This is a genomic window from Arthrobacter sp. OAP107 (genome assembly GCF_040546765.1).
Classification (GTDB): Bacteria; Actinomycetota; Actinomycetes; order Actinomycetales; family Micrococcaceae; genus Arthrobacter.
Genome location: NZ_JBEPOK010000001.1, coordinates 973420 through 996009 on the forward strand (window position 1 = coordinate 973420; position 22590 = coordinate 996009).

Consider the following 22590-nt stretch of genomic DNA (forward strand, 5'->3'; position numbering starts at 1 on the left):
AACGGACACTTGAGGCCCCTTCCACGAGCGCGAACGGACACTTGAGGCCCCTTCCACCAGCGCGAACGGACACTTGAGGCCCCTTCCCCGGGGGCCCAAGTGTCCGTTCGCGCTTCCTACGTGTCCGCACGCGCGTCGCCTCGGCGCCGCAGCGGGCCGAACTGCAATGATCAGTCCATGAGCAGAGTGGACGGCGCGGAACACCAGGCATCGCACTTCGACCGGCCGGCGCATCATTCGCGGCTCCGGTTGCTGGTCATGGCCGCGGTCGGACTGGCAACAGCCGTGGCGGTGGGGCTCCTGCAGTCGTGGACCTATGCGCCGGCCATGGGGTGGGCGGCGGCGTCGGCCACCTATCTGGTGTGGGTGTGGGCGGTCATCGGGCGCCTCCCGGCGGGGACCACGGCGGCCCACGCGCGGCGCGACGATCCAGGCCGGGCCGCCTCTGACGCCCTGGTGCTGGCCGCCACGATAGCCAGCTTTGGCGGCGTTGCCATGATCCTGGGGGACGCTTCCAACAGCCAAGGCGGCGCCAAGTCGGCCATCATCGCACTCGGGCTGGGGACCTCAACCTTGTCCTGGTTCCTGGTGCACACGCTCTACACACTGCGCTACGCCTCCATCTACTACCGAGACAAGACCGGCGTCGATTTCAACCAGGACCAACCGCCGCGCTACACGGACTTCGCCTATCTGGCCTTCACCGTGGGCATGGCCTACCAGGTCTCGGACACCAACCTCAAGACTGACGCCATGCGCGGCACGGTACTCCGCCACGGACTGCTGTCCTACCTGCTCGGCGCGATCGTGCTGGCCACCACCATCAACCTGGTCTCCGGCCTGGTCGCCTGACGCCGATCCACCAGTCTCGCCTCTAGTGCCCGGCCTTCACAGTCAGCACCTTCAGGGCGGCGGCGTTGACCTGGGCCGCAAATGCAGGACTGCGCTGGGCGAGCTGCAGCACCGCGGTGTACATGGTGGGGATGGCGCGGGGGTTCGCGCACAGCAGCATGGTCCCGCCGGCATTGATGAAGTTCGTGGCCCTTGTGCCTAAAGCCCAAGGAGCCAGTTGCGCCGCATTGCACAGGTCATCGGACAGGACAACACCTGTGAAGTGCAGGTCGGTACGCAGCATTGTCCTCATGATCAGCGGCGAGAACGGGGCGATGTGGCCGGCGTCGATCCGCGTGTAGTAGGCGCTCGAGACCATGACCCACCGGGCGCCCGCCTGGATTGCCGTCCGGAACGGCAGCAGATACGGGTCGGTGCGCGTGGTGGCGGTGTCCTTCACGTTCCGGCTGATGTCGGTGTTCAGAGTGACGCGGCCCAGGCCGGGGAAGTGCTTGACCACGGGCGCGATGCCGGCCTGACGCATGCCGGCGGCGAAGGCGCCGCCGTGGGCAGAGACTGCCTGCGGCGTGAAGCCGTATTCGCGGCCAAAGAACCCGATGGGCGCGTTCCGCGGGGCGAACTGTCTGCTCGGCACGGTGTCCATCACCGGCGCCAGGTTCATGGTGAGCCCGGCCGCGCGCAGCTGGCTGCCCCAGACTCGTGCGTTTGCCTGGAGGGCGGCCGCCGACCATGTTCCCTGGGTCAGTGCTGTGGGGATCACCGAGAAGCCGGGACCGCTGAGGACCTGGACGAAGCCGCCCTCCTGGTCGGTCGCCACTGAAAGCCGGATGCCGCCGGTGGTGGCCGCCGACACGGTGGCCGTCATCCGGCGAACGACGGCGGCCGTCGCGGCCGTGCCCGTACGGCTGCGCCCGGCAAGATACACATTGCCCACGTGGAACCTGGTCAGGTCGGACATGGTGTTGGCGTCGGCTCCGGTTGCCGCTGCCGCCACCATGAACAGTTGGCCAACCCGCTGCGCCATTGTGAGACGGGCGAGCTGCTGCGCCGGAGTCGGTGGTGCCGCTGCCTTCACGGCCGCCGCATGGTGGGCGGCGTGCTGGCCTGTCCGGGGGACTGCTGTCCGCAGGCTTGTCGGAGGCTGGGTTGTTGCGGACGGTTTCTTGGCGGGCAGGGCCGTCGCATGCAGGAACTCGGCCGTCGTCGCCGACAGCGACTGACTCGCGGACCGAGACTGGGGCGGGCCGCCCGCTGCAGACAGAGCGAGCAAAAGCGCTGCTCCCAGGACTGCCAATTTACTCAGATGATGCATGTTCACACGGCTTTTGCTGGGGCCTCATATATCAATGAGAGTACGCCGTTTTTCGTCGCTCTGTGGTTGGTCAGCCAGCCGGAGGTGCGGGCCGATTACCGTCCTGCGGGGCGCGTCGTTTTGCCTGTGGCATGAAAATGCCGCCCTGCGGTGTTGGGGGCCATCGCAGGACGGCATGCAACCAAGGTACTTGGCCGCACGAAGCCGCAACAGCATTCCTCCGGCGGAGGCGGGAATCTTAACGTTTTTTTAACGCCTCCGCGATTGAGATGCCGAAGCGTGCGCAGGCAGACACGGCGAGGCCCTGTCCGCTCTTACCGGACAGGGCCTCGAGCTTTATTGCGGGACCCTAGTGCCTCCTGAAGGCATCCTTGATCTTTTCGCCGGCCTGCTTGAGGTCGGCCCTCATATGGCGTGCCCTGCCTTCGGACCGGAGCCGTTCGTTTCCGGTCGCCTGGCCGGCTGCTTCCTTGCTTCTGCCGTGGAGTTTTTCGGCGGCGTTGTGGATCTTGTCACCCAAACCCATCGTGACCTCCTGTTCGGGAAAGCCGGGGCGGCCTGCTGCCGCGGCGGCCATTCCCAGTCTATCGACGGCGGGCCGGGGCGGCCATGCCCACTTTGGCCCGGCGCAACCGCTCCGGTGAGGGTGCCCGTTCCGCTGACGGTTCCAGTGAACGACGACGGCGCCTGGCTTCCGCTACCGCCGTGTCCAGGAGGATGAAGGCGAGCAGGCTCCAGCCAAGGAGCGGCAGGAACATGCCCACGAGCACCATCGCCGTGATCGCTGCCAGGACCCCAGCCCAGTGTCCGCGCAGGAAGGCTCCCCGCGGTGCCGGCCGGCCCATCGCCCAGGCACTGCCGCCGGTGGGGCGGCGCCTCCACCACATCACATAACCCCAGACCACCATCGCGGCCAGGCCCGCGGCCACTGCGAACAGGACCAGCTGGTTGGGCAGACCGAAGAGCAGGCCCATGTGCGCCGCGATCGCCCAGCGGGTGAGCTTCGCCGCCAGGCCGAAGTCCTTGAAATCGGCCCGGCTGGTGACCTTCCCGGAAGCGGGGTCGATGGCCACCGCGCTGGCGGTGGCGGGCCATTCCCTGCCGGCCTCGGTCACGGTCCACGCCTTGCTCTCGGAGGCCGGCGGCTTGATGTCCACCATGGGTGCGGTGATGATGTCCGCCCTGGCGATCCGCTGGACGGCGTCGTAGACGGCTGGATCCGCCGCGGCACTGACCGACGGCGACGCCGAGCCGTGGCCGGAGTGGTCACCGGCCGGTGCAGACGCCGGCCCGCTCAGGGAGGTGGAGACGGTGGGGGTCAGCCAGCCGAGGCTGCTGCGCAGCGCGGTGATGTTTTCGCCTGCGCCGGCGGACCAGGTCAGGCCGGAAGCGGAGAGGAACAGGAAGGCGGCGAGCATGAGGGTGCCGGTGGTGCCGTGGAGCCACACCGTCCTGGCCCGGCCGGAAACCGGGCGGCCCTTCTGGGGTGCTGTCCGGCGTCGTCGGATCCTGTCGATCCACAGAACCAGTCCGCCGAGGGCCACCACCCACAGCCAGGAGGCGGCCAGTTCACTGTAGATGCGGCCGGGTTCACCGAGGTTCAGGGACCGGTGGAGGTTGGAGATCCAGGTGCGCATGGGCAGCGCGCCACTGCTGCCGTAGCTGGTGAGGTCCCCGCGGATTTCGCCGGTGCCGGGATTCACGAAGATGGTCCGGTATTCGGACTCATCCAGCGAAGGGTCCGCGAACAGGACGCGGGTGGTGTCCTCGGCGCCGGGTGCCGGGCGGACGGTGACCGGTGTGGCGCCGCCGGCGGCGCCGATGGCGGCCTCCACCTGGGCCGAGAGCGGCAGGGGATTCGCGACCGCGGGGACGTGAAGTTCCTTGGCGTAGACAGCCTGTTCCAGTTGGGGCGTGATGGCGTACAGGCCGCCGCTGACGGCGGCGACGAGCAGGAAGGGACCGACGAGGATGCCGGCATAGAAGTGGAGCCGGAGCAGGAACGCGCGGAACCATCCGCGGCCCTCCGCTGCGTTGCGGGCGGGAGCGGGGCCTGGCGGGGCCGGTTGTGCGGACGTTTGGGGGGTGGCTAATACAGTCATGGGTTTGTCCTTCGAGTCTTTGGTTGCGCTGCTGCAGTGCTCGCCGGACCCGCTGGGGCGGCCGGGCCGGGCCGCGGAGCGCAATGGAACCGGCGCGCGGCGTCCCGAAGCCGGGCGTCCCAAAGCCGTGGCTGAACGAATCAGGGGACCGAATCAGGGCAGAGCGAATCGGCGCAGTGCGAATCAGCGCAGTGCGAAGCGTTTTTGGAGAGCGCGAAGCAACCTCTCGCCCGGCCAGCCGGGCGTGAGGCGCTCAGCGAAGAAGTGTTGGAGCGCCGGCCGGTTACCGCCTGCTGGCGCGGGTGCGGGCCAGAGCGGTCACGCCCGCGGCGAGGCCGATGAGTCCTGCGGCCAGCCCGACCCATCCTGCGGTGTCGCCACCGGGGGATGAAGTCGAAGCGGCCGGCGCCACTGCCGAAGCCTGCGTGGCCGCCGGGGTCGCCTCTGCGTGGGCGCCTTCACTTTCGGCTGCAGTGGTGACGAAGGACGGTGCCGGGTGGGACTCTTCAGCTTCCGAGGCCGGCGCGGTTGAGGTTGCCGACGCGTGGTGGTGCTCCGCCTCCGCGGCGTCGGCCCAGTTGACGGTGGTCCCGTCCGTGTAGCCCTGCGCCGCGGGCAGGGTCACCGTGGTGCCGGCTGCGGGGAGACGGCCCACGGACAAGGTGAACGTCTGGAACTGGTTTTGCCCGATCTGGTGTGCGGCGTCAGCCGTCCAGACCACGCTGGCGGGCGCCTTGGTCACGGTTGCCCCGGCCACCTGGACCGGCTTGGGCAGCGTGGTGGTAATGACCTGGGCCTTCCATCCATCGATGGGCAGGACCGAGACGGAGGTCAGCGGCGTGTCGGTGGGGAGCTTCACCTCGAGCCGGTTGGTCTTGGCGGTGTCGGACTCGTTGGGGACGCTGAACGTCAGCTTGGTGAAGCCGCCCTCCGAGGTGGCGGAGGGATCGACGGTGACGTGGGCGGAAGCTGCGGCCGCGCCTGCGGCCAGGATTCCGGCAGCCAGGGTGGCGGCTGCGGTGGTCTTGAGGGTACGGCGAAGGGAGGTATTCATGGCAGGAGTGCCTTTCACAGGTTTTTGGGGTCAGGAAAAGCAGGCCGGAAGGGGCCTGTCCGGAAAGCGGAAGAACCGCCGTCGGAAGTTCCTGCCAGATGTGAAAGGAACTGTCTCTAGGCGGCGGTAGCGAGCAGCGGAGGGCCGCGCCGGGCAGGCAGCCGCAGCGAGTGGTGCCTGGGCGGGAGGACCGCAGGAGCGGCACACGTTAAGGGGGCACGGACGGGAACGACGACGGACGGTTCGGCGTCCCGGAACAGCGGGCTCAGCCAGTCGGCCAGTGCCGCGAGGGCCCGTTCGCCGTGGGCAAGGAGCAGCGCCGTGGCCAGGGTGGCGACGGTGTGGGCGGCGAACATGAGTCCGCCAGGTGCGGCCCCGTGGGCTGGCGCGGACATCATCAGGGCCTCGGGGCTCAGCGGCGCCGGCGTGTGTCCGGCGTGTCCGGACAGCGTGGCCGTGGAAACCGCCATCGAAGTTTCTGCAGACATGGCGTCGAACGCCCAGTGAAGCCAGGCCTGTCCGCCGCCCACCAGCCCGATCAGAACCGGCAGGGACAGCTTGAAACGGGTCAGGGCCGCGACCGGAACCATGGTCACCGCGCACAGCGCCGCGAGGATTGCCGGCATGGGCAGCTGACCTCCGCCGGCTAGGTGCCCGCCGGCGGCCAGGCCCAGGACGATGGATCCGATCAGTCCGGAGCGGAACAGGCGGAAGGACGCATGCGGCTTCACGGGCTGTCCTTTCTCCTGGGCGACGACGTTGGCTTCAGCAGTAAAACCTACTGTACGGCTTCTTTTGTGATGGGCACCACAAATGGCCGTTCATGTCGGCTCATTGCCGGACCCGCTGCCGGCATCCCGGCTGGGCCCCGAAGGTCGTCTCCGATGCGTGGCCTAGGGCCTTAAGAGAGGGAAATAACGAGGCGCCACGACACAAATCCAGTTGATGGATTTGTTACCTTTTCGCCGGTTTCGATCAGCTACGATTTCCCCAGCCGGGACATTCCGGCCTTTTTCTTGGGGGATTCATGCGTTCTAAATTTCTTGGTGCCGTGCTCGGTCTCGGGCTTCTTAGCAGCTCAGTTCTGGCCGTCGCGCCGGCCCACGCGGAAGAGCACTGCTACACGGCGGCACCCAATGGCTCGATCGAGTGCTACAACAGTGATTTCGCCAGCGCGGGCGGCGTCACACCCACACCGTCCTCACCGGCAGCCAGGGACGCCGCCATCAGTGCGATCGCCGTTAAGTACGGCCTCGGTTCAGCCTTGGGACCGGTCCGCACAGGGCTGAAAAACGACGGCGCGTACCGGCAGTTCCAGCGCGGGTTCGTTGTCTATTCGCCGTCGACCGGCGCCCAGGTTTCCCGTGGCGCCATCCGCGCCGCATACTCCAAGCTCGGCTACGAGAAGGGCAAATTCGGTTACCCGGTCTCGGGCGAATTCAAGAGCGGCATCGCCTTCGACAACACCGTCTATCAGCAGTATCAGGGCGGCTGGATCACGTGGGCTGCACCGCTTGGCGCACATCCCATCTCGGGTGCCATCGGGTCCCGCTGGAGGGCAGGCCAGGGCAAGTACGGCGGGTTCAATGCGGCCCAGACTGACGAGATGACAGGACTTAAGGACGGCGGTGCGGGGCAGCGGTTCGACGGCGGGCTCATCTACTGGTCACCCAAAACCGGGGCACTCGCCGTCGCCGGTCCTATTGCCTCGGTCTGGCTGCAGGAGGGCGCCGACAGGAGCAGGCTCGGCTACCCTGTCACGGAACAATACGCCACGCCCAGCGGGGGACAGGCCCAGAGCTTCCAGAACGGCGTGATCGTCCAGACCAACAGGGAAGTGTCCATCCTCTCCGGCGCCATCGGAACGAAGTACTTCTCGGAGGGCGGCTACACAGGCGGCCTGGGGTACCCCACGCAGCGGCGCGAAACCACCGGCCTGCGCGCGGGCGGAGCCTCGCAGTCGTTTGAGAAGGGTGCCATCGTCTGGTCCTCGATGACCGGAGCGCAGGTGTCCAAGGGCGCCATCCGCACCGCATGGCTGAAGAACGGCGCCCAGGACGGCAGCCTCGGCTACCCGACCACCGGCGAGTTCACCACCCCCGACGGCAGGACCATGCAGGCGTTCCAGGGCGGCCGCATCACCTGGACCGCCGCATCCGGTGCCGAGGTCCTCCCGGGCACCCCGCACACCACCAACTGAGAGGTGCGTTCGCGGGTGCAGCCGGAAACCGCGACGACTCACAGTAAATACCGGCCCGAAACGTCCCAGAAAACATCCTGGGGGAGGCTAGTCCCATCAATATTCCGATGGAGGGGGACCGGCTGTGAACGACGATGTGACGCTCGAAGTGCAGTCCAGCGCCGAGCTGGCAGTAGGGGACCAGGTCGAGGCCTGGCACCGCGGACGGCTGGCGCACCAGGGGACCGTGAGCAGTACTTTGCAGGACATCGACCTGTTCTGGATCATCGATGCCCGGACCGGCACCCGCCGGCTGCTGGATCTTGAGCAGCTCAGCGTGCGGCGGGTGCCGGCCGGAAAGGCGGCATCCGCCGTCGGGCTTTCCACGGGTGCCGGGCATTCCCCGGGTCCCGGGTCCCCAGCTGCCGGGCAACTGAAGTCCGACGGCGGGAACCCGGCCAACGCCGCCGGCACGCCTGCCGCCCGCAGACGGCGGCCGGTCCGAAGCCTGAGCCAGGTGGTCTTTATCGAGGCGCCGCCCACACGGTAAGCAGCCACCGGGCCGGCAGAACCTACGGCATGTTGCTGAACCGCTCCGCCTGGGTCTTGCTGCCCTGCACGATGATCTGGTCGTCGTCGTACAGGACGGTCTGCGCCGTGGTGTGGCCCCAGATGCCGCCCGGGCGCTTGACCGCCACGATGGTGATGCCGTACTTGTCACGCAGGCCCAGCACCCCGAGCGGGCGGTCGCGGGCCTCGCTGGGCGGGCTGGTGCGGATCATGACGAAGTCGTCCTCGAACTCGACATAGTCCAGCAGCGAGCCCCGGACCAGGTGGGCCACGCGCTTGCCCATGTCGTGCTCGGGACGGATCACGTGGTCCACACCGAGCTGGTTGAGGATCTCGGCGTGCGGTTCGCTGATGGCCTTCGCCCAGATCTGCGGCTTCTTGAACATGAGCAGGCGCGACGTTGTGAGGATGCTCGCCTCGATGTCGCTGCCGATGCCCACCACGGCGCGGTCAAACTCGTGGACGGAGAGCTGGCGCAGCACCTCCTCCTTGGTGGAGTCGGCACGGACCACGTGGGTGAGCCGGCCGTTGTAGGACTGTACGGTGTCCTCGCTGGAGTCGATGCCCAGCACCTCGGTGCCCTGAGCCTCGAGCTCCAGCGCCAGCGACCCGCCGAAGCGGCCCAGCCCGATGACCACCACTGTGTCAGCCTGCGCCCCGGATTCGGGGGAACGGGAGAAGAGGTTCTTAGCCAATGAGGGGCCTTTCCTTCGGGTATTCGTAGAGAAGCGGGCGTTCGCGGAGCGCCAGCGCGGCACCAAGAGTCACCGGGCCTAGGCGGCCGATGAACATGAGCAGAATCAGCACCACCTGGCCGGCCGGCGGCATGGCGGCCGTGATGCCGGTGGACAGCCCCACCGTGGCGAACGCGGAGATCACTTCGAACAGGATCCGCTCCTGGCCGAAGTCGGTGATGATCATGAGGAACATCGTGGAGCCCACCACCAGCCCGATGGCGAGCAGCACCACAGTGATGGCCTGGCGGTGCACGGCGCGGGAGAGGCGCTTGCCGAAAATGTTCACGGCCGTGCCGCCCTGCAGCTCGGTCAGCAGGATGAAGAACAGCACGCCGAAGGTGGTGATCTTCAGGCCGCCCGCGGTGCCGGCCGGGCCGCCGCCGATGAACATCAGGATGTCCATGCCCAGCCAGGACACCTCGTGCATGTGCCCGATGTCGATGCTGTTAAAACCGGCCGTGCGGGTGATGACTGACTGGAAGAACCCGGCCAGGACGCGTTCGCCCGGTTTGAGCGCACCGAGGGTGGCCGGGTTGGACCATTCGACGGCGGTGAGGAAGACGGTGCCTGCGGCCAGGAGCACGGCGGTGCCCACCAGGACCAGCTTGGTGTTCATGCTCCAGTGGATGGGCCGCTGGTACTGCCGGCGCAGTTCGAACAGCACCGGGAAGCCGAGGCCGCCGATGATCACCGCGGCTGCGATGGGCAGGCAGATCCACGGGTCGCCCGCGAAGCCGATGAGGTTGTCCGTGTGCAGCGCGAATCCGGCGTTATTAAACGAGGACACCGAGTGGAAGATGCCGTGCCACAGTGCCCGCCCGGGCTCGTAGCCGTAGCCCGCCACGAGCCTGGCGGCCAGGATGCCCGCGAGCACAATCTCCACCGTGAGGCTGATGGCCAGCACGCCGAGCAGCACGCGGCGGACGTCCCCGAAACCGGTGCTCTTGATCTCCGCGGCCGCTGAGAGCCGTGAGCGCAGGCCCAGCCTCCGGGCCATGAGCACCCCCAGCAGCGTGCCGAAGGACATGACCCCGAACCCGCCGACCTGGATCAGGCTCATGATCACCACCTTGCCGAAGCCGCTCCAGTACACCGGAGTGTCCACCGTGACCAGTCCGGTGACGCACACCGAAGACGTGGACGTGAAGAGGGCATCGAGGAAGGGTGCGCCGCCTGGGCCGTTCCGCGCAACGGGCAGCATGAGCAGCCCCGTGCCGACGGCGACGGCGGCGGCGAACCCCAGCACGATCACCTGCGACGGGTGCTGGGGTTCGAAGACGTTGAGGATGCGCGGGAAGACCTTGGAGCCGCCGGACCATAGGCCGCTTCTGGCCTCGGACAGGGGCCTTTTGCCGGGAGGGCGGGCGTTCCTGCCCGCAGGCCGGGCCTTCGGGTCAGGAACGTCGCGCATACGCGTCACGCTACCACCGCGAAATTCCCCGGGGCCGCTGTGAAGGGCGAGGCGTTAAGAAAGCGTTAAGATCCCCGGTTTTGGCGCTTTTCGGATTCCGGCCGGTGCTAGGCTCCCGTGGTCATCAGCAAACTGCCCATTTGAATCGAAGGACCCCGTGGCCACCTCAAGCACGCAAGGCCGTGTCCTGCAATGCTGACCCAAAGTGCCCCGTTGCTGTGGCTGATCCTGGGGATCGGTGTAACCGGCTACATGATCTACCGGCTCATCAGAGCAACGAAGTAGCCCCCGCCGTCGGACGACTCTCCCGCTGTCCGGCGTCGGGTAAGCCGCTCCCCGGCCCGCCCCCCGCCGCTTCCCAGCGGCCCGGTGGCGGACCTTCCCCGAAATCCAGAAAGTCACTTCATGACCGCACCAGCCCAGTACTCCGTTCCGGCCAGCGTGCCCAACCCAGAGCGGGAGAACGGCCCCGGCGGCGCGTTCACGCGGTGGCTGTTGGAGCACAAGGTGCACCAGCCGGTGGGCCCGGAGTCCGCCGAGGGTGCCGGACACGAGCAGAGCTGGTGGAAGGTCATGTGCCTGACCGGCGTGGACTACTTCTCCACGCTGTCCTACCTGCCGGGCATTGCCGCGCTCGCCGCCGGCGCGCTATCGCCGCTGGCCACACTGCTGATCGTGGCCCTGACGCTGCTGGGCATGCTGCCGATGTACCGCCGGGTGGCGCACGAGAGCCCGCACGGGCAGGGGTCCGTGGCCATGCTCGAGAACCTGCTGCCGTTCTGGCGCGGGAAGGTGTTCGTGCTGGTGCTGCTCGGGTTCGTGGCGACATCGTGGATCATCACCATCACGCTGTCCGCCGCCGACGCCACGGTCCACATGCTGGAGAACCCGTACCTGCCGCCGTTCCTGGAGGGCCAGGCGGTGCCCATCACCGTGGTGATGCTGCTGATCCTGGGCGGGGTTTTCCTGCTGGGCTTCTCCGAAGCCGTGGCCGTGGCCATTCCGCTGGTGGGCGTCTTTCTGCTGCTGAACGCCGTCATCATCGGCACCGGGATTTACGACGCCGTCACCCAGCCGGGTGCCGTCGCCGCCTGGATGGCGCAACTCGGCTCCTTTGGCGGCGGCATTGGGAATATTGCCGGGCCTGCGATCCTGGCGTTCCCGCTGCTGGTGCTGGGCCTCTCCGGCTTCGAGACGGGCGTCAGCATGATGCCACTGGTCAAGGCTTCCGGTGCGACGCCGGAAGAGACGCTGCACAACCGCATCCGCAACACCCGCAAGCTCCTCACGACGGCGGCCGTGGTGATGAGCGTGTACCTGATCGGCAGCAGCTTTGTGACCACCGTGCTGATCCCGGCCGAGGCGTTCCAGGAAGGCGGACCGGCGAACGGCCGCGCGCTGGCATACCTGGCGCACGAACGGCTCGGCAACGGCTTCGGCTCCGTCTACGACATCAGCAGCATCCTGATCCTGTGGTTTGCCGGCGCCTCCGCGATGGCCGGGCTCATCAACATCGTGCCCCGCTACTTGCCGTCGTACGGCATGGCGCCGGACTGGTCCCGCGCGGTGCGGCCCGTGGTCCTCGTGTACACGGCCATCAGCGTCCTGATCACCCTCGGCTTCAAGGCCGACGTCAACGCCCAGGCCGGCGCCTACGCCACCGGGATCCTGTTCATGATGGTTTCCGGCGCGGTGGCCGTGAGCATTTCCGCCGCACGCAAGAAGAAGCGCGGGGCCGCCGTCGGCTTCACAGTCCTGACGCTGGTGATGCTTTACGCCCTGGCGGAGAACGTGATCGAGAAGCCGGACGGCCTGGCGATCTCCGGGTTCTTCATCCTGGGCATCGTCGTGGTGTCGCTGGTCTCCCGTGTCTCGCGCACCACCGAGCTGCGGGTGGACCGGATCGAGTTCGATGAGGCCGCGCGCCGCTTCGTGACGGACACGATCGACTACGACGGGCGGATCAACATCATCGCCAACCGCCCGCAGGCCAGGGACGCCAAGGAGTACGCGGAGAAGGAGGCGGCGCAGCGGGAGAACAACCCGGTGCCGGGCACGGCCGACGTGATCTTCCTGGAGATCGACATCACGGACCCGTCCGGCTTCAGCGACGTGCTCACGGTGCGAGGCGTCGAGGTGGCCGGGCACCGGGTCCTTCGCGCGACCAGCCCGGCCGCGCCCAACGCCATCGCCGCGATCCTGCTGGCCCTGCACGCTGCCACCGGAGTCAAGCCGCACGCGTACTTCGAGTGGGCCGAGGGCAACCCGCTGGCCCACTTGATGCGGTACCTGCTCCTGGGCCGCGGCGACACCGCCCCCGTGGTACGCGAAATCATCCGCGAAAACGAACCGGACCCCGCCCGCCGCCCAGGCATCCACGTAGGCTAGGAGATCAAGGCCCCCCAACGCTCTATCACTTCCTGCCGCTTTCCTCCCGACGCGTCCTCACTTTTCGTCGGGTTTCCCCCAACGCTCTATCACGTCCTGCCGCTTTCCTCCCCGGACGCGTCGCAGGATGGTGGAGTACGCCGTCGGACCTCCCCACCCGGAAAGCGCGGCCGCGTGCCCAACCATGCTGAAGGAGAAGCCGCGAGCTTATTGCTCCTGGCCGCCGACACCCCGCCGTTCGGTCGCGTTCCTGGCCAGCCGCACAGCGGTGGCGCTCATCTCGTCCGAGAGGCGCACGACGTCGTGCATCCCGGCCAGCCGCCGGTCTTTGCTGAAGGCGGTGATGGACGTGCCCGAGTCCGTGGCGCCGAGGAAGAGGTGGACCGGCGCCCTGCGTTTCATGTGCCGAGCTGCGTCGCGGTGCCACCAGTCCTCGGCGTGCCACTCCTTGCCGAGCCGGACCCACACGGTCTTGCCGACGACGCGCGCCTCGGCGCCGGGCTGTTGAAAAAGCCGGACCAGAGCCTCCTGGGTTTGAGCGGGAGACAATCCTGTCTCCCAAGACTCCTCGTTCATGAAGCGGGCTATCGCGGTGCGGCGCATGGTGCCCAGGGGGAGTGGGACAGGCTGGTTCAGAACGGCGCCGTTCGTCCAGAGGACCACAAGGAGGGCACCGCCGCCGTAGAGGAAGATGTTGGGAACCAGATGGAGCAGGTAGTTATCCGTCCTGTCGAAGAGGAACTCGAGCAGCAGCCACACGGCGAAGAATGTGAGACCAGCCCAGAACCTACGACGGCGGGAGTCCAGAAAGAGCAATGCCTTCTGTTTGCGGGTGAGGGGCTCGCGGTCTGGTTCATTGGTGGGACCGGGGGCCGACGGGCTGGGTGAGGTGCTCATACGCTGAAGCTTGTGATGGGGCCGGTCACGGCGGTGATACTACTCTCGATCGAGGAAGATTCCCACTGTCCCGGACTGAGGACGCGTCGGGCGTTTGGCGGTAGGAAATGAGAGAGCGTTCGGCCAAAAGCGGCGAAAGCTGAGAGAGCGTCGCTACGGGGCGGGGGAGGCCGTGACCACCACGTTCTTGCCCCACGGGTCCTCGGTGTAGCAGCTGATCAGCACCACACGGTTGGGCACGACGTTCCAGATGTCGCTGTCCTTGAGCGTGTCCTTGTCGTGGGTCGTCACCGAATCCACCACGTACTTCAGCACCCCCTTCGCCGTGGTGACCGTGACCGCCTTGCCCACGAGCGACTCGTCGCTGAGCCGGTTGAACGGGGCATCCCGGCCGTCCCAGCTGTGCCCCACGATGTACGTCGTGTTGCTCGAGCCCGCGCCCGCCATGCCGTAGTTCGTCAGCCAGTACGCGTCGAGGGTCAGCGGCGGCACGAGCGACGCCGCAGCCAGCTCGTCCCCACTCGGCGTCAGCGGCAGGACACGCACGTTCAGGTCCGCCGCCGCGATTGACACCGCCGTCGGCACCGCCGCCAGCGGCCGCACCGCCTTGCGGGCGACGGCCATAGGGCGCGGGGAACCCGCCGCTGAAGGAACTGCGGAAGGCACGACGGCGGTGCTGCCGCGGCCGTTCAGGTGGCCGCCGCCCGGGGGAACAGCGTTCGACGGCGCCAGGAAAAGCGCGGCCGCCAAACCCGCCGCAGCAACTGCGGGCACGGCAAGCCACCGGCGGCGGATCGGCCGGCGCCGGCCGGTCGTGGCCTGCGGTTCCATTCCCTACCTCCGGCTGCGCTCCAGGCGGCGCATCCTCATGGCGACGGCCGCGGGCACGGCGATACCCGCCGCCAGGAGCCCGGCGAGGAGCGCCAGTCCGGGGTGAACCACCGGCTCGGACTTTGCCGCGGTCTGTACGTTGAGGCCCCTGTTGGTGGCGACCGCGGCGGTGCCGCCCACGGCGGGAGTCACGTCGACCGCATTGGCGAGGGCCGGCGTCGTGCTTCCCGGGGCGGCAGTGTCCGGGCCGGCGACTGGTCCGGTCACCGGCGGCGTAACCGGGTCAGCGCCGGGGGAGTCCGGGTTGCAGGCCGCCAGGAAGGCCTCGAAGAGGCCTGCAAGGTCGGCGGCGGAAGTTTCATCCAGGGAGACGGCGGCCAGCGCGGCGTCAAAGTCGGCCGCCGCTGCCTTGAAGGCGTCAAGGGCAGCGATGATCTCCGGCGTGTTGACGGCTGCGTCGTACGCCGCGGTCAGGTCCGTCACGGTCTGCCGGGCTTGCTCCTCGGCCGCCTCCGCTGCTTCCGTGGCGTCCTGGGCAGCACTGATGGCGGCCGGATCGCCCGAATCCTCGGCCTCCTCCTCTGCCGCTTCGGCGGCGTCGGTCGTCGCGATAGCGTCGTCCAGTGCTGCCTGTGCAGTCGCGAGTTCGGCGGCGGGGACTGCCCCTGCCGCTTCGACCATCGCGCGATACCCGGCCTCGGCGTCCGCCGCGACTGCGGCCTTGGACTCGAGCTCGGCAACCGTGGTTTCGGTGATGCCTGCGGCCGAGAGTGCGGCCTCGAACTGGGTGGAAGCCTGCACACAGGCAGCGTCGCCCGGTGCTGCGGCGGCCGTCGGGGCTCCAATGAGGAGCCCGCCCGCGAACACGGCTGCTGACGAACCGGCGGCGACCCATTTGGATACGGTCATGTGTGCGTCCCCCAAACACGAAGTGGCCGCCGGGACAGCCCCGGCGGTTCAGCGCGCGGCAGAACGGCTCGTGGCTGGTGCACCGAAGATTCCGGCCGGACCAGCAGGGGAGACGCTCATACTGCTAATCATCCGGAGTACGACGGCGAGACCCCAGTTTTACCTGAATGCCGCCCGGAAGATTGCTGTGAGAGTAAAAATACCCAGCCACACCGGCCGTGGCAAACGTCAGGCCGGGCCGGGGGCCTGCAGTCCGGGGGCCACGGAGAGGTTGGGTTCGGGCTGGCTGAGGTCGCGGGCGCGGAGCACTGCCATGGATTTGGCGGCCACCTTCAGCACCGACCCGGCATCGATCGGCCCGCGCTCCACGCCGGTCCCGGCCGTGTTGATCACCATGTCCCAGGCCTCGGCGAACTCACCGGCCGGGAGCGTGAACTTGACGTCGTCGTCGTGCGCATTGAAGTACAGCAGGAAGTTCACATCCGTGATGCGGCGGCCGCGGTCGTCCCGGCCCTGGATGCCGTCGCCGTTGAGGAATACGCCGATGGTCCGGCCGAACCCGCGGCCCCAGTCCTCGGGGAGCATTTCCATGCCGTCCTCGTTCAGCCACACAATGTCCGGCAGCTTCTCGCCCTTGCCGCGCCGCACCGGCCGGCCATCGAAGAACGTGCTGCGGCGGAACGTGGGGTGCTTGGCGCGCAGCCGGTTCACCGCGGCTGTGAAGTCCATGAGCGGCAGGTCGATGGCGTCCCAGTTGACCCAGCTGAGCTTGGAGTCCTGGCAGTAGACGTTGTTGTTGCCCTGCTGCGTCCGGCCGAGCTCGTCGCCGTGCAGGATCATCGGCACGCCCTGGGAGAGCAGCATGGTGGCGATGAAGTTCCGCTGCTGCCGGGCCCGCAGCGCCAGCACCTTCGGATCGGCTGTCGGCCCCTCGACGCCGCAGTTCCACGAGCGGTTGTGCGATTCGCCGTCGCGGTTTCCCTCGCCGTTGGCGTCGTTGTGCTTCTCGTTGTACGAGACCAGGTCCCGCAGCGTGAAGCCGTCATGCGCCGTGACGAAGTTGATCGAGGCCACCGGCCGCCGCCCCGACCGCTCGTACAGGTCGGCGGAGCCGGTCAGCCGGGACGCGAACTCGCCCAGCGTGGCAGGCTCGCCGCGCCAGAAATCACGGACGGTATCGCGGTACTTCCCGTTCCACTCCGTCCACTGCGGCGGGAAGTTGCCCACCTGGTAGCCGCCGGGCCCCACGTCCCACGGCTCCGCGATCAGCTTCACCTGCGACACGATCGGATCCTGCTGCACCAGTTCAAAGAACGTGGAGAGCCTGTCGACGTCGTAAAACTCCCGGGCCAACGCGGCGGCCAGATCGAAGCGGAACCCGTCCACGTGCATCTCGGTGACCCAGTAGCGCAGCGAATCCATGAGCAGCTGCAGGGAGTGCGGGTGCCGCACGTTGAGGGTGTTGCCGGTGCCCGTGTAGTCGACGTAGTACTGCTTGTCGTTCTCCAACAGGCGGTAATACGCGGCGTTGTCGATCCCCCTGAAGCTCATGGTGGGACCCAGGTGGTTCCCTTCCGCCGTGTGGTTGTAAACGACGTCGAGAATCACCTCGATCCCCGCACGGTGCAGTGAGCGGACCATCGCCTTGAAGTCCTGCACCTGCTGGCCCATCTGGCCGATCGAGCTGTACGTGTTCTGCGGCGCAAAGAAGCCGATGGTGTTGTAGCCCCAGTAATTGCTGAGGTTCTTCTCCTGCAGCGTCCCGTCATTGACGAACTGGTGCACCGGCATCAGCTCGATGGCCGTGATGCCCAGCCGCTGCAGGTGCGCAATGACAGCGGGATGGGCGACGCCGGCAAAGGTGCCGCGCTGCTCCTTGGGCACCTCGGGGTGCAGCTCGGTGAGCCCCTTGACGTGCGCCTCGTAGATGACCGAACGGTGGTAGGGGATCCGGGGCGGGCGGTCCCCGGCCCAGTCGAAGAACGGGTTGATCACCACGCCCAGCATGGTGTGCGGCGCGGAATCCTGGTTGTTGCGGGAGGAGGGGTCGCCGAAGTTGTAGGAGAACATCGCCGGGTGCCAGTGCACCTGCCCGGAGACGGCCTTGGCATAGGGGTCCAAAAGCAGCTTGTTGGGATTGCAGCGCTGACCCTTGGCGGGGTCGTACGGTCCGTGGACCCGGTACCCGTACCTCTGCCCGGGCTGGATCTGGGGCAGGTAGCAGTGCCACACATACCCGTCCGCTTCGAGGAGTTCCACGCGCGTTTCGGTGCCGTCGCCGGCTATCAAACACAGCTCGACGGCGGTGGCCGCCTCGCTGAAGAGCGCGAAGTTCGTCCCCATCCCGTCAAAGGTCGCGCCCAGTGGATACGCGCTGCCCGGCCAGACTTCCATGATCACTCCTGCGTCTGTTCAATTTTTCCGAACCATACTTGATGTCCGGTTGGGGTCCGCGCGCCTCGCCCTGACTCAAGGCTAAGCACACTTATTAATTTCGCCAAGCTCTGGTTGAAACCGTGACCTTCTAAATCAAATTGTTTGTGATTCTGGCCTCGTGAGGCGAGGGTTTCCGCTGGGCTGATCCCGCCCGCGCCTAGGATGAAGGGGATGACCCCGCCCAACAGCCCGCCGCCCTTCAGCCTCCGCGGCATCGCTGTTCCGGCCTTCGGCCCCGCCCTGCTGTTCAGCACTGGCCAGGGCGCGATCCTGCCGGTGGTGGCGCTGTCCGCCGTCCAGCTGGGTGCTTCCGTTGCCGTGGCCGCTTTGACGGTCACCCTGATCGGGCTCGGTTCGTGGTTCTTCAACCTGCCGGCCTCGATGATCACGCTGAAGTTCGGCGAGCGCTGGTCCATCGTAGGCGCTGCCGCAGCCGGGGCGCTGGCCCTGCTGGCCGCCGGGGTGTCGCTGGTGATTGGCAACGGACTCTGGTTGCTCGCGGTGGCGATGGCCGTCGTCGGGATGGCCGCGGCCGTCTTCAGCCTGGCCCGGCAGAAGTACCTCACCGAGGCAGTACCGGTGGAGTTCCGCGCCCGCGCCCTGTCCACGCTGGGCGGCGTGAGCCGCATCGGTGTGTTCATCGGGCCGTTCATCGGCGCCGCGGCCATCGCTTTCGTCGGTATCAGCGGCGCGTACTGGGTGGGCGTTGCCGGCATGGCTGCCGCCGCCGTGCTCGCCGTCACCGTTCCTGACCTGGTGGCGGTGGACGGGGCCGATCCCAATGACACGAGGCCCGAGCCCACCCTGCGCGGCGTGGCCGTCTCGCACGCCGGCATTTTCCTGACGGCCGGAATCGGCATCCTGCTGCTCAGCGCCCTGCGCGCCTCCCGCCAGGTGGTGATCCCGCTGTGGGCCGGCCACCTGGGCCTCGACCCGACGCACGCTTCGCTGGTATACGGGCTCTCCGGCGCGATCGACATGCTGGTCTTCTACCCGGCGGGCAAGGTGATGGACCGGCGCGGGCGGCAGTGGGTGGCCATCCCGTCCACGCTGATCATGGGTGTGGCGCTGGTGCTGATCCCGCTCACCGCCGGATTCACCAGCCTGCTGCTCGTGGCCCTGCTGATCGGCTTCGGCAACGGGATCAGCTCCGGCCTGGTGATGACGCTGGGCGCCGACTTCTCGCCCAACCGTGGCCGCGGGCAGTTCCTGGGCCTGTGGCGGTTCATGGCCGACGCCGGCTCCACCGGCGGTCCCGTGCTTCTCTCCGCGGTGACGGCCGTGGCCTCCCTCGGTGCCGGCGTGACGGCCACGGGGGTACTGGGGTTCGCGGCGGCAGGTGTGTTCGCCGTCGTGCTTCCCAGGCTCAGGCACCGCAGCAATTTCTGACGGGTAGCGCCCAAACCTAACTGACTCGCAGTTGTTGTCGTTTTGAGGGCTGAAAACGACAACAACTGCGGGTCAGTTGGGCCGCGAGCGCGGTTGGGGCCCGGCTACATCCCCGCCCAGCGGCGGAGGGTGCTGTTCACGAGGCCGATCAGCACGGCCGTCCACCAGCAGGCCTGTGAGATGCTGAGCGCGATCAGCAAACGCGTGCGCAGCCGGCGGCCCAGTTCGTTGAAGCTTGTTTCCCGGGGAAGTGCGAACATCTTGTGCATGGCCGGGCCGATGCTCAGGCCGTTCAGCATCAGGACGAGTACACAGGCGAGCTTCACGGCAGTCACCGGGTTGGTGATGTCCGGGTGGATGAGCGCGCCCGATGCCAGCAGAAGCGCGAGTCCGCCCCAAATCAGCGGCTTGGTTGCGCGTTCGAGCTTGGGGGATGCGTGCATGTGCACCTTGCCCATGAGCCACAGCAGGCCCAGCCAGTCGACAACAAGGATGGTGCCGAAGGCCAGCACGAGGGAGAGGATGTGGCCGGCAAGTCCGATGCAGTGCAGTACCGGACCGAACTCCACGAAGTGCCCCACCAGCAGGGACGCGAGCCAGCCTGCGGTGCAGAGGATGCCCAGCAGGATCAGCCGGATCGTCTGTTTGCGGGGGGTGGCCCTCCTCAGCGCGGCTCGGTTGCGGCGGGCGGGAGCGGCAGGGCGGTGGGGCTGGTACCTGGGTGCGGAGCTGGTGCCGGTTCGGGTTTCAGGGTGGGTCAAGGTGGTGCGGGTGTCGGCGAACATAATGCCGGCCTTTCATCACTGTTGTGCTCCCCTGAATGGTGCCGGGAGCTGGGCTGACCGGAAGTTCCGGACAGCAGGGAATTGCTGGGTTTGGTTGGGGGATTAATTTAGGAGCCGGGAGCGGCTGGCGCGCTGCAATGAAGGGCGCAGGCTCCTGGAGCTTGCGGCTCCAGGGGGAGTCTCGGTCGACCTAAATGAATACGATACAGGTTGATTTACGGATAAAGCAAAGAAAGAGTTATCTGTTCGTTGCCGTGTCGGTGCCATATCTGGCTCGGCAATCGTGTAATGGAGCCACTGCAAACGCGCCTCCTGCTTGAGTGCAAAAGGCCCGAAGCGAAGGCTTTCGCCCCCGCGTAGACCGCGTCCTAATCGTTCGAGCCGTGGCCGCCGCCGTCGTCGCCGGGCCCGGACCCGCTGCCCTGTTTTCCCTTGTCATCGCCCGGTTCCATTGCCGCGCCAAGGCCGCCTTTGTCGTCGCCAGGCTGGGCGGATACGACGGCGGGGCCGGCGTCGGACTGGGAACCGGCAGTGTCCTCGGGGTGGGACCCGCCAGGCCCGGCGTCGGGTTGGAAAGGGGCGGCGCCAGCGGGCTGGGACTTGGCGGGTCCGGCGTTGGACTTTTTGGTAACAGTGCCGGTTTTGCGTCCGCCCTTGTGGTTCCCGGATTCCGGCTTGCCGACAGTCTTCGCGGGTGCGGGAGCTGTGGTGCCGCCGTCGACCCTGGGGGTGACGTTCGGCACCGCTTTCGCGCTGATGGCGACGGCCGGGGCCGGAGAATTGCCGGTGTTGCTCGGCAGGAGGATCCTGTTCGCATTGCCGGTGCCCGCCGGTGCGGTGTTCAGAACATGCGTGTTGACGGCGAGCGCGGCGGATCCGGTCACGAGGATCCCGGCCACGGATAGCGCGACGACCGCTCTGGCTCTCATGGACGTCCTCCGTCTTGGATCTCGTTCAAATGTGCCAGCATGGCCTGTTCGGGGTGTCCGGGATGTTCGGAGATGTGCCTGAGCAGCGAGAGCCGGGTCGTCGAGTCCAGGTTTTCATCGCCGAGGATCTCGCCGATGAGCCGCATCAGTTGGCGTTGCAGTATTCCGCCTTGGGGTGGCCGCTGGGCTGGCCGGTGGCCGACCCGGGGCTGGTCAGGAACTGCTGCGGGGTCGCCGGCTGCGTGCCGGGCAGGCAACCTCTCCGGGGTGGGGGACTGCCAATGGCTGTCACCGCGTGAGTACGGGTCCGGGCTCATGATCGTATTTACCTTCCACCTGCGCCGCCCCGCGGGCCCTTCCGGCATGCGCTGAGACCGGCGGCGTTGCCGGCAATCCCTCTGTGTTAAAGGGAATGCCGTCTGCCGGTATTGTTCCGCTGCTGCATGGTGGATTTGCTGGTGAACCTTGGAGTCCTGAGGAGGCAAGGTCCCCCCAGCCGGAAGGTGCGCCAGCAGTGCGCGGCGGCGCGGTGCAGCTGGTGGGTTGGGGGTCTGCGTTCCCCAAGGTTAAACGGGATTTTCCTAGGAACGGCTGGGACGATCTTTCCATCTGGTCCGACGCCACAGCCGCGAGTGGTCGTTTAGCCAGCTGGCCGGCCCGGCATTGCACCCCCTGACATGCCGGGCCGGCGACCCACAAACTCCTGGCCGCCCGCCGTCGTACTCCTGTGCCGCCGGATGCCCTACCTTTGTCCGGGTTTTCCTTGAAAATGTACAGGTCCTCCGCTGGACTGGCGGGGAATCAGCGTTGGCATGGCCCGGCGTATGTGCGGCTCCACAGCCGGGTTGACGATGAGGTCGATGGCCGTAGCTGCGATCTGGTCCAGGGGGACCCTGACGGAAGTCAGGGGGGTGGGGAGCCGGGCCGACAGGGGGGTGTCGTTGTAGCCGACGAGGGCCAGGTCATCGGCGATGGTGATGCCGTGATGGTGGGCTGCTGCCATGACGCCCATGGCGATATTGTCGTTGGCCGCGAATATTGCCGTGGGGCGCTTTCTTGAGTGGCCCGCCAGCAGCGTTTCGCCTGCTGAGTACCCGTTTTCGATGCCGTAGCCGGCGGCGATCAGCCATTCCTTTCGCGGCTTGATCCCTGCTTCATCGAATGCCTTGCGGGCCCCTTGGAGGCGGGCGGTTCCGGTCGAGGTGAAGTCGGGCCCCGTGACCACGGCGATGTCGCGGTGGCCCAGGTCAATCAGGTGGCGCACGGCCAGGTATCCGCCCACCTCGTCGTCGCCGATTGCCGAGGGGCTCTCGCCGTCGGTGCGCAGGACCAGGGCATGAGCCACGCCGCGTTGGCGCAGGAGCCGGGGCAGTTCGTCGTCGAGGCGGGCCGTGGCAAGGATAAGCCCGTCAACGTTCCTGCCCAGGAGTGTCTCAGCGGCCCGCCGTTCGTCGTCAGGGTCATCGCCGCTGGTGGCCACCATGGCAAAGTAGCCGCGGCCGGCGGCAGCGCGTTCGAGTGCCTCGAACATCAGTGCCATCACGGTGTCGCTGAGCCGGGGCACCAGCACTCCGAGGGTGCGGGTTTCTCCGCGGCGGAGGCTGGACGCGAACGAATTGCGCCGGTAACCCAGCTGCTCGGCCACCTTGCGGACGTGCGCTGCTGCGGCCGACTTGGGTGCGTTGCCGCGTTCGTCGAGCGCGCGGCTTGCTGTGGACACGCTGACTCCGCTGGCTGCCGCGACGTCCCGCAGGGTGACGGGCGTGCCTGGTGCCACCGGTTCCATATGGTTACTCCTGTTCAGAGTGG

Annotated in this window: 20 protein-coding genes; 5 read left to right on the forward strand and 15 right to left on the reverse strand. The window is 67.5% G+C overall.

Annotation, left to right across the window (positions count from 1 at the left end):
• The first annotated feature begins 177 nt into the window (after window positions 1-177).
• Window positions 178-852 carry a DUF1345 domain-containing protein gene (locus ABIE00_RS04565; protein ID WP_354257311.1) on the forward strand — a complete coding sequence of 225 codons (675 nt, stop codon included), beginning with the start codon at window positions 178-180 and terminating at the stop codon, window positions 850-852.
• A gap of 22 nt (window positions 853-874) precedes the next feature.
• Here the strand turns inward: ABIE00_RS04565 and ABIE00_RS04570 are convergent, their stop codons facing one another.
• The 5 genes from ABIE00_RS04570 to ABIE00_RS04590 form a co-directional block, all read right to left on the reverse strand.
• Complete coding sequence (locus tag ABIE00_RS04570) at window positions 875-2122, reverse strand: glycoside hydrolase family 3 N-terminal domain-containing protein (protein WP_354257314.1); 1248 nt, start codon at window positions 2120-2122, stop codon at window positions 875-877.
• Window positions 2123-2513: 391 nt separating this feature from the next.
• Entirely contained in the window at window positions 2514-2690 is a 177-nt protein-coding gene (locus ABIE00_RS04575) for a CsbD family protein (protein WP_354257317.1), read from the reverse strand.
• Between the two features lie 58 nt (window positions 2691-2748).
• Window positions 2749-4266, reverse strand: coding sequence for a PepSY-associated TM helix domain-containing protein (locus tag ABIE00_RS04580; RefSeq protein WP_354257320.1), 1518 nt, complete (start codon window positions 4264-4266; stop codon window positions 2749-2751).
• A gap of 283 nt (window positions 4267-4549) precedes the next feature.
• On the reverse strand, window positions 4550-5320 hold the full coding sequence (locus ABIE00_RS04585; protein WP_354257323.1) for a YcnI family copper-binding membrane protein: 771 nt from the start codon (window positions 5318-5320) through the stop codon (window positions 4550-4552).
• A 116-nt stretch (window positions 5321-5436) separates the two neighbouring features.
• Window positions 5437-6051 carry a hypothetical protein gene (locus ABIE00_RS04590; protein WP_354257326.1) on the reverse strand — a complete coding sequence of 205 codons (615 nt, stop codon included), beginning with the start codon at window positions 6049-6051 and terminating at the stop codon, window positions 5437-5439.
• A 296-nt stretch (window positions 6052-6347) separates the two neighbouring features.
• On the opposite strand from ABIE00_RS04590, the gene ABIE00_RS04595 reads away from it, so the two are divergent.
• Both ABIE00_RS04595 and ABIE00_RS04600 read left to right on the forward strand, forming a co-directional pair.
• On the forward strand, window positions 6348-7520 hold the full coding sequence (locus tag ABIE00_RS04595; RefSeq protein ID WP_354257328.1) for a hypothetical protein: 1173 nt from the start codon (window positions 6348-6350) through the stop codon (window positions 7518-7520).
• 124 nt (window positions 7521-7644) lie between these two features.
• Complete coding sequence (locus ABIE00_RS04600) at window positions 7645-8049, forward strand: hypothetical protein (protein ID WP_354257330.1); 405 nt, start codon at window positions 7645-7647, stop codon at window positions 8047-8049.
• A 22-nt stretch (window positions 8050-8071) separates the two neighbouring features.
• Here ABIE00_RS04600 and ABIE00_RS04605 read toward each other — a convergent pair whose 3' ends face one another.
• Entirely contained in the window at window positions 8072-8764 is a 693-nt protein-coding gene (locus ABIE00_RS04605) for a potassium channel family protein (RefSeq protein WP_354257333.1), read from the reverse strand.
• Window positions 8757-10217, reverse strand: coding sequence for a TrkH family potassium uptake protein (locus tag ABIE00_RS04610; RefSeq protein ID WP_354257336.1), 1461 nt, complete (start codon window positions 10215-10217; stop codon window positions 8757-8759). The genes ABIE00_RS04605 and ABIE00_RS04610 overlap by 8 nt, the downstream gene beginning before the upstream one ends.
• 405 nt (window positions 10218-10622) lie before the next feature.
• On the opposite strand from ABIE00_RS04610, the gene ABIE00_RS04615 reads away from it, so the two are divergent.
• Complete coding sequence (locus ABIE00_RS04615; RefSeq protein WP_354257339.1) at window positions 10623-12605, forward strand: APC family permease; 1983 nt, start codon at window positions 10623-10625, stop codon at window positions 12603-12605.
• A gap of 207 nt (window positions 12606-12812) precedes the next feature.
• On the opposite strand, the gene ABIE00_RS04620 is transcribed toward ABIE00_RS04615, so the two are convergent.
• From ABIE00_RS04620 to glgX, 4 genes are all read right to left on the reverse strand, one after another.
• Window positions 12813-13502, reverse strand: coding sequence for a hypothetical protein (locus ABIE00_RS04620; RefSeq protein ID WP_354257342.1), 690 nt, complete (start codon window positions 13500-13502; stop codon window positions 12813-12815).
• A gap of 153 nt (window positions 13503-13655) precedes the next feature.
• The gene (locus tag ABIE00_RS04625) at window positions 13656-14333 is read right to left on the reverse strand and encodes a class F sortase (protein ID WP_354257346.1); all 678 of its coding nucleotides are present in this window, start codon (window positions 14331-14333) and stop codon (window positions 13656-13658) included.
• 3 nt (window positions 14334-14336) lie between these two features.
• A complete protein-coding gene (locus ABIE00_RS04630; RefSeq protein ID WP_354257349.1) occupies window positions 14337-15242 on the reverse strand; it encodes a hypothetical protein in 906 nt (301 codons plus the stop codon).
• 228 nt (window positions 15243-15470) lie between these two features.
• Entirely contained in the window at window positions 15471-17636 is a 2166-nt protein-coding gene (gene glgX, locus ABIE00_RS04635; RefSeq protein WP_354257352.1) for a glycogen debranching protein GlgX, read from the reverse strand.
• A gap of 213 nt (window positions 17637-17849) precedes the next feature.
• Between glgX and ABIE00_RS04640 the strand changes: the two genes are divergently transcribed.
• Entirely contained in the window at window positions 17850-19067 is a 1218-nt protein-coding gene (locus tag ABIE00_RS04640; RefSeq protein ID WP_354257355.1) for an MFS transporter, read from the forward strand.
• Window positions 19068-19171: 104 nt separating this feature from the next.
• Here ABIE00_RS04640 and ABIE00_RS04645 read toward each other — a convergent pair whose 3' ends face one another.
• From ABIE00_RS04645 to ABIE00_RS04660, 4 genes are all read right to left on the reverse strand, one after another.
• Window positions 19172-19852, reverse strand: a complete 681-nt coding sequence (locus tag ABIE00_RS04645) for a hypothetical protein (protein WP_354257358.1) — start codon at window positions 19850-19852, stop codon at window positions 19172-19174.
• Window positions 19853-20220: 368 nt separating this feature from the next.
• Window positions 20221-20781, reverse strand: coding sequence for a hypothetical protein (locus ABIE00_RS04650; protein ID WP_354257361.1), 561 nt, complete (start codon window positions 20779-20781; stop codon window positions 20221-20223).
• Window positions 20778-21098, reverse strand: coding sequence for a hypothetical protein (locus tag ABIE00_RS04655; protein WP_354257364.1), 321 nt, complete (start codon window positions 21096-21098; stop codon window positions 20778-20780). Before ABIE00_RS04655 ends, ABIE00_RS04650 begins: the two co-directional genes overlap by 4 nt.
• A 425-nt stretch (window positions 21099-21523) precedes the next feature.
• On the reverse strand, window positions 21524-22567 hold the full coding sequence (locus ABIE00_RS04660; RefSeq protein ID WP_354257367.1) for a LacI family DNA-binding transcriptional regulator: 1044 nt from the start codon (window positions 22565-22567) through the stop codon (window positions 21524-21526).
• Window positions 22568-22590: the final 23 nt, after the last annotated feature.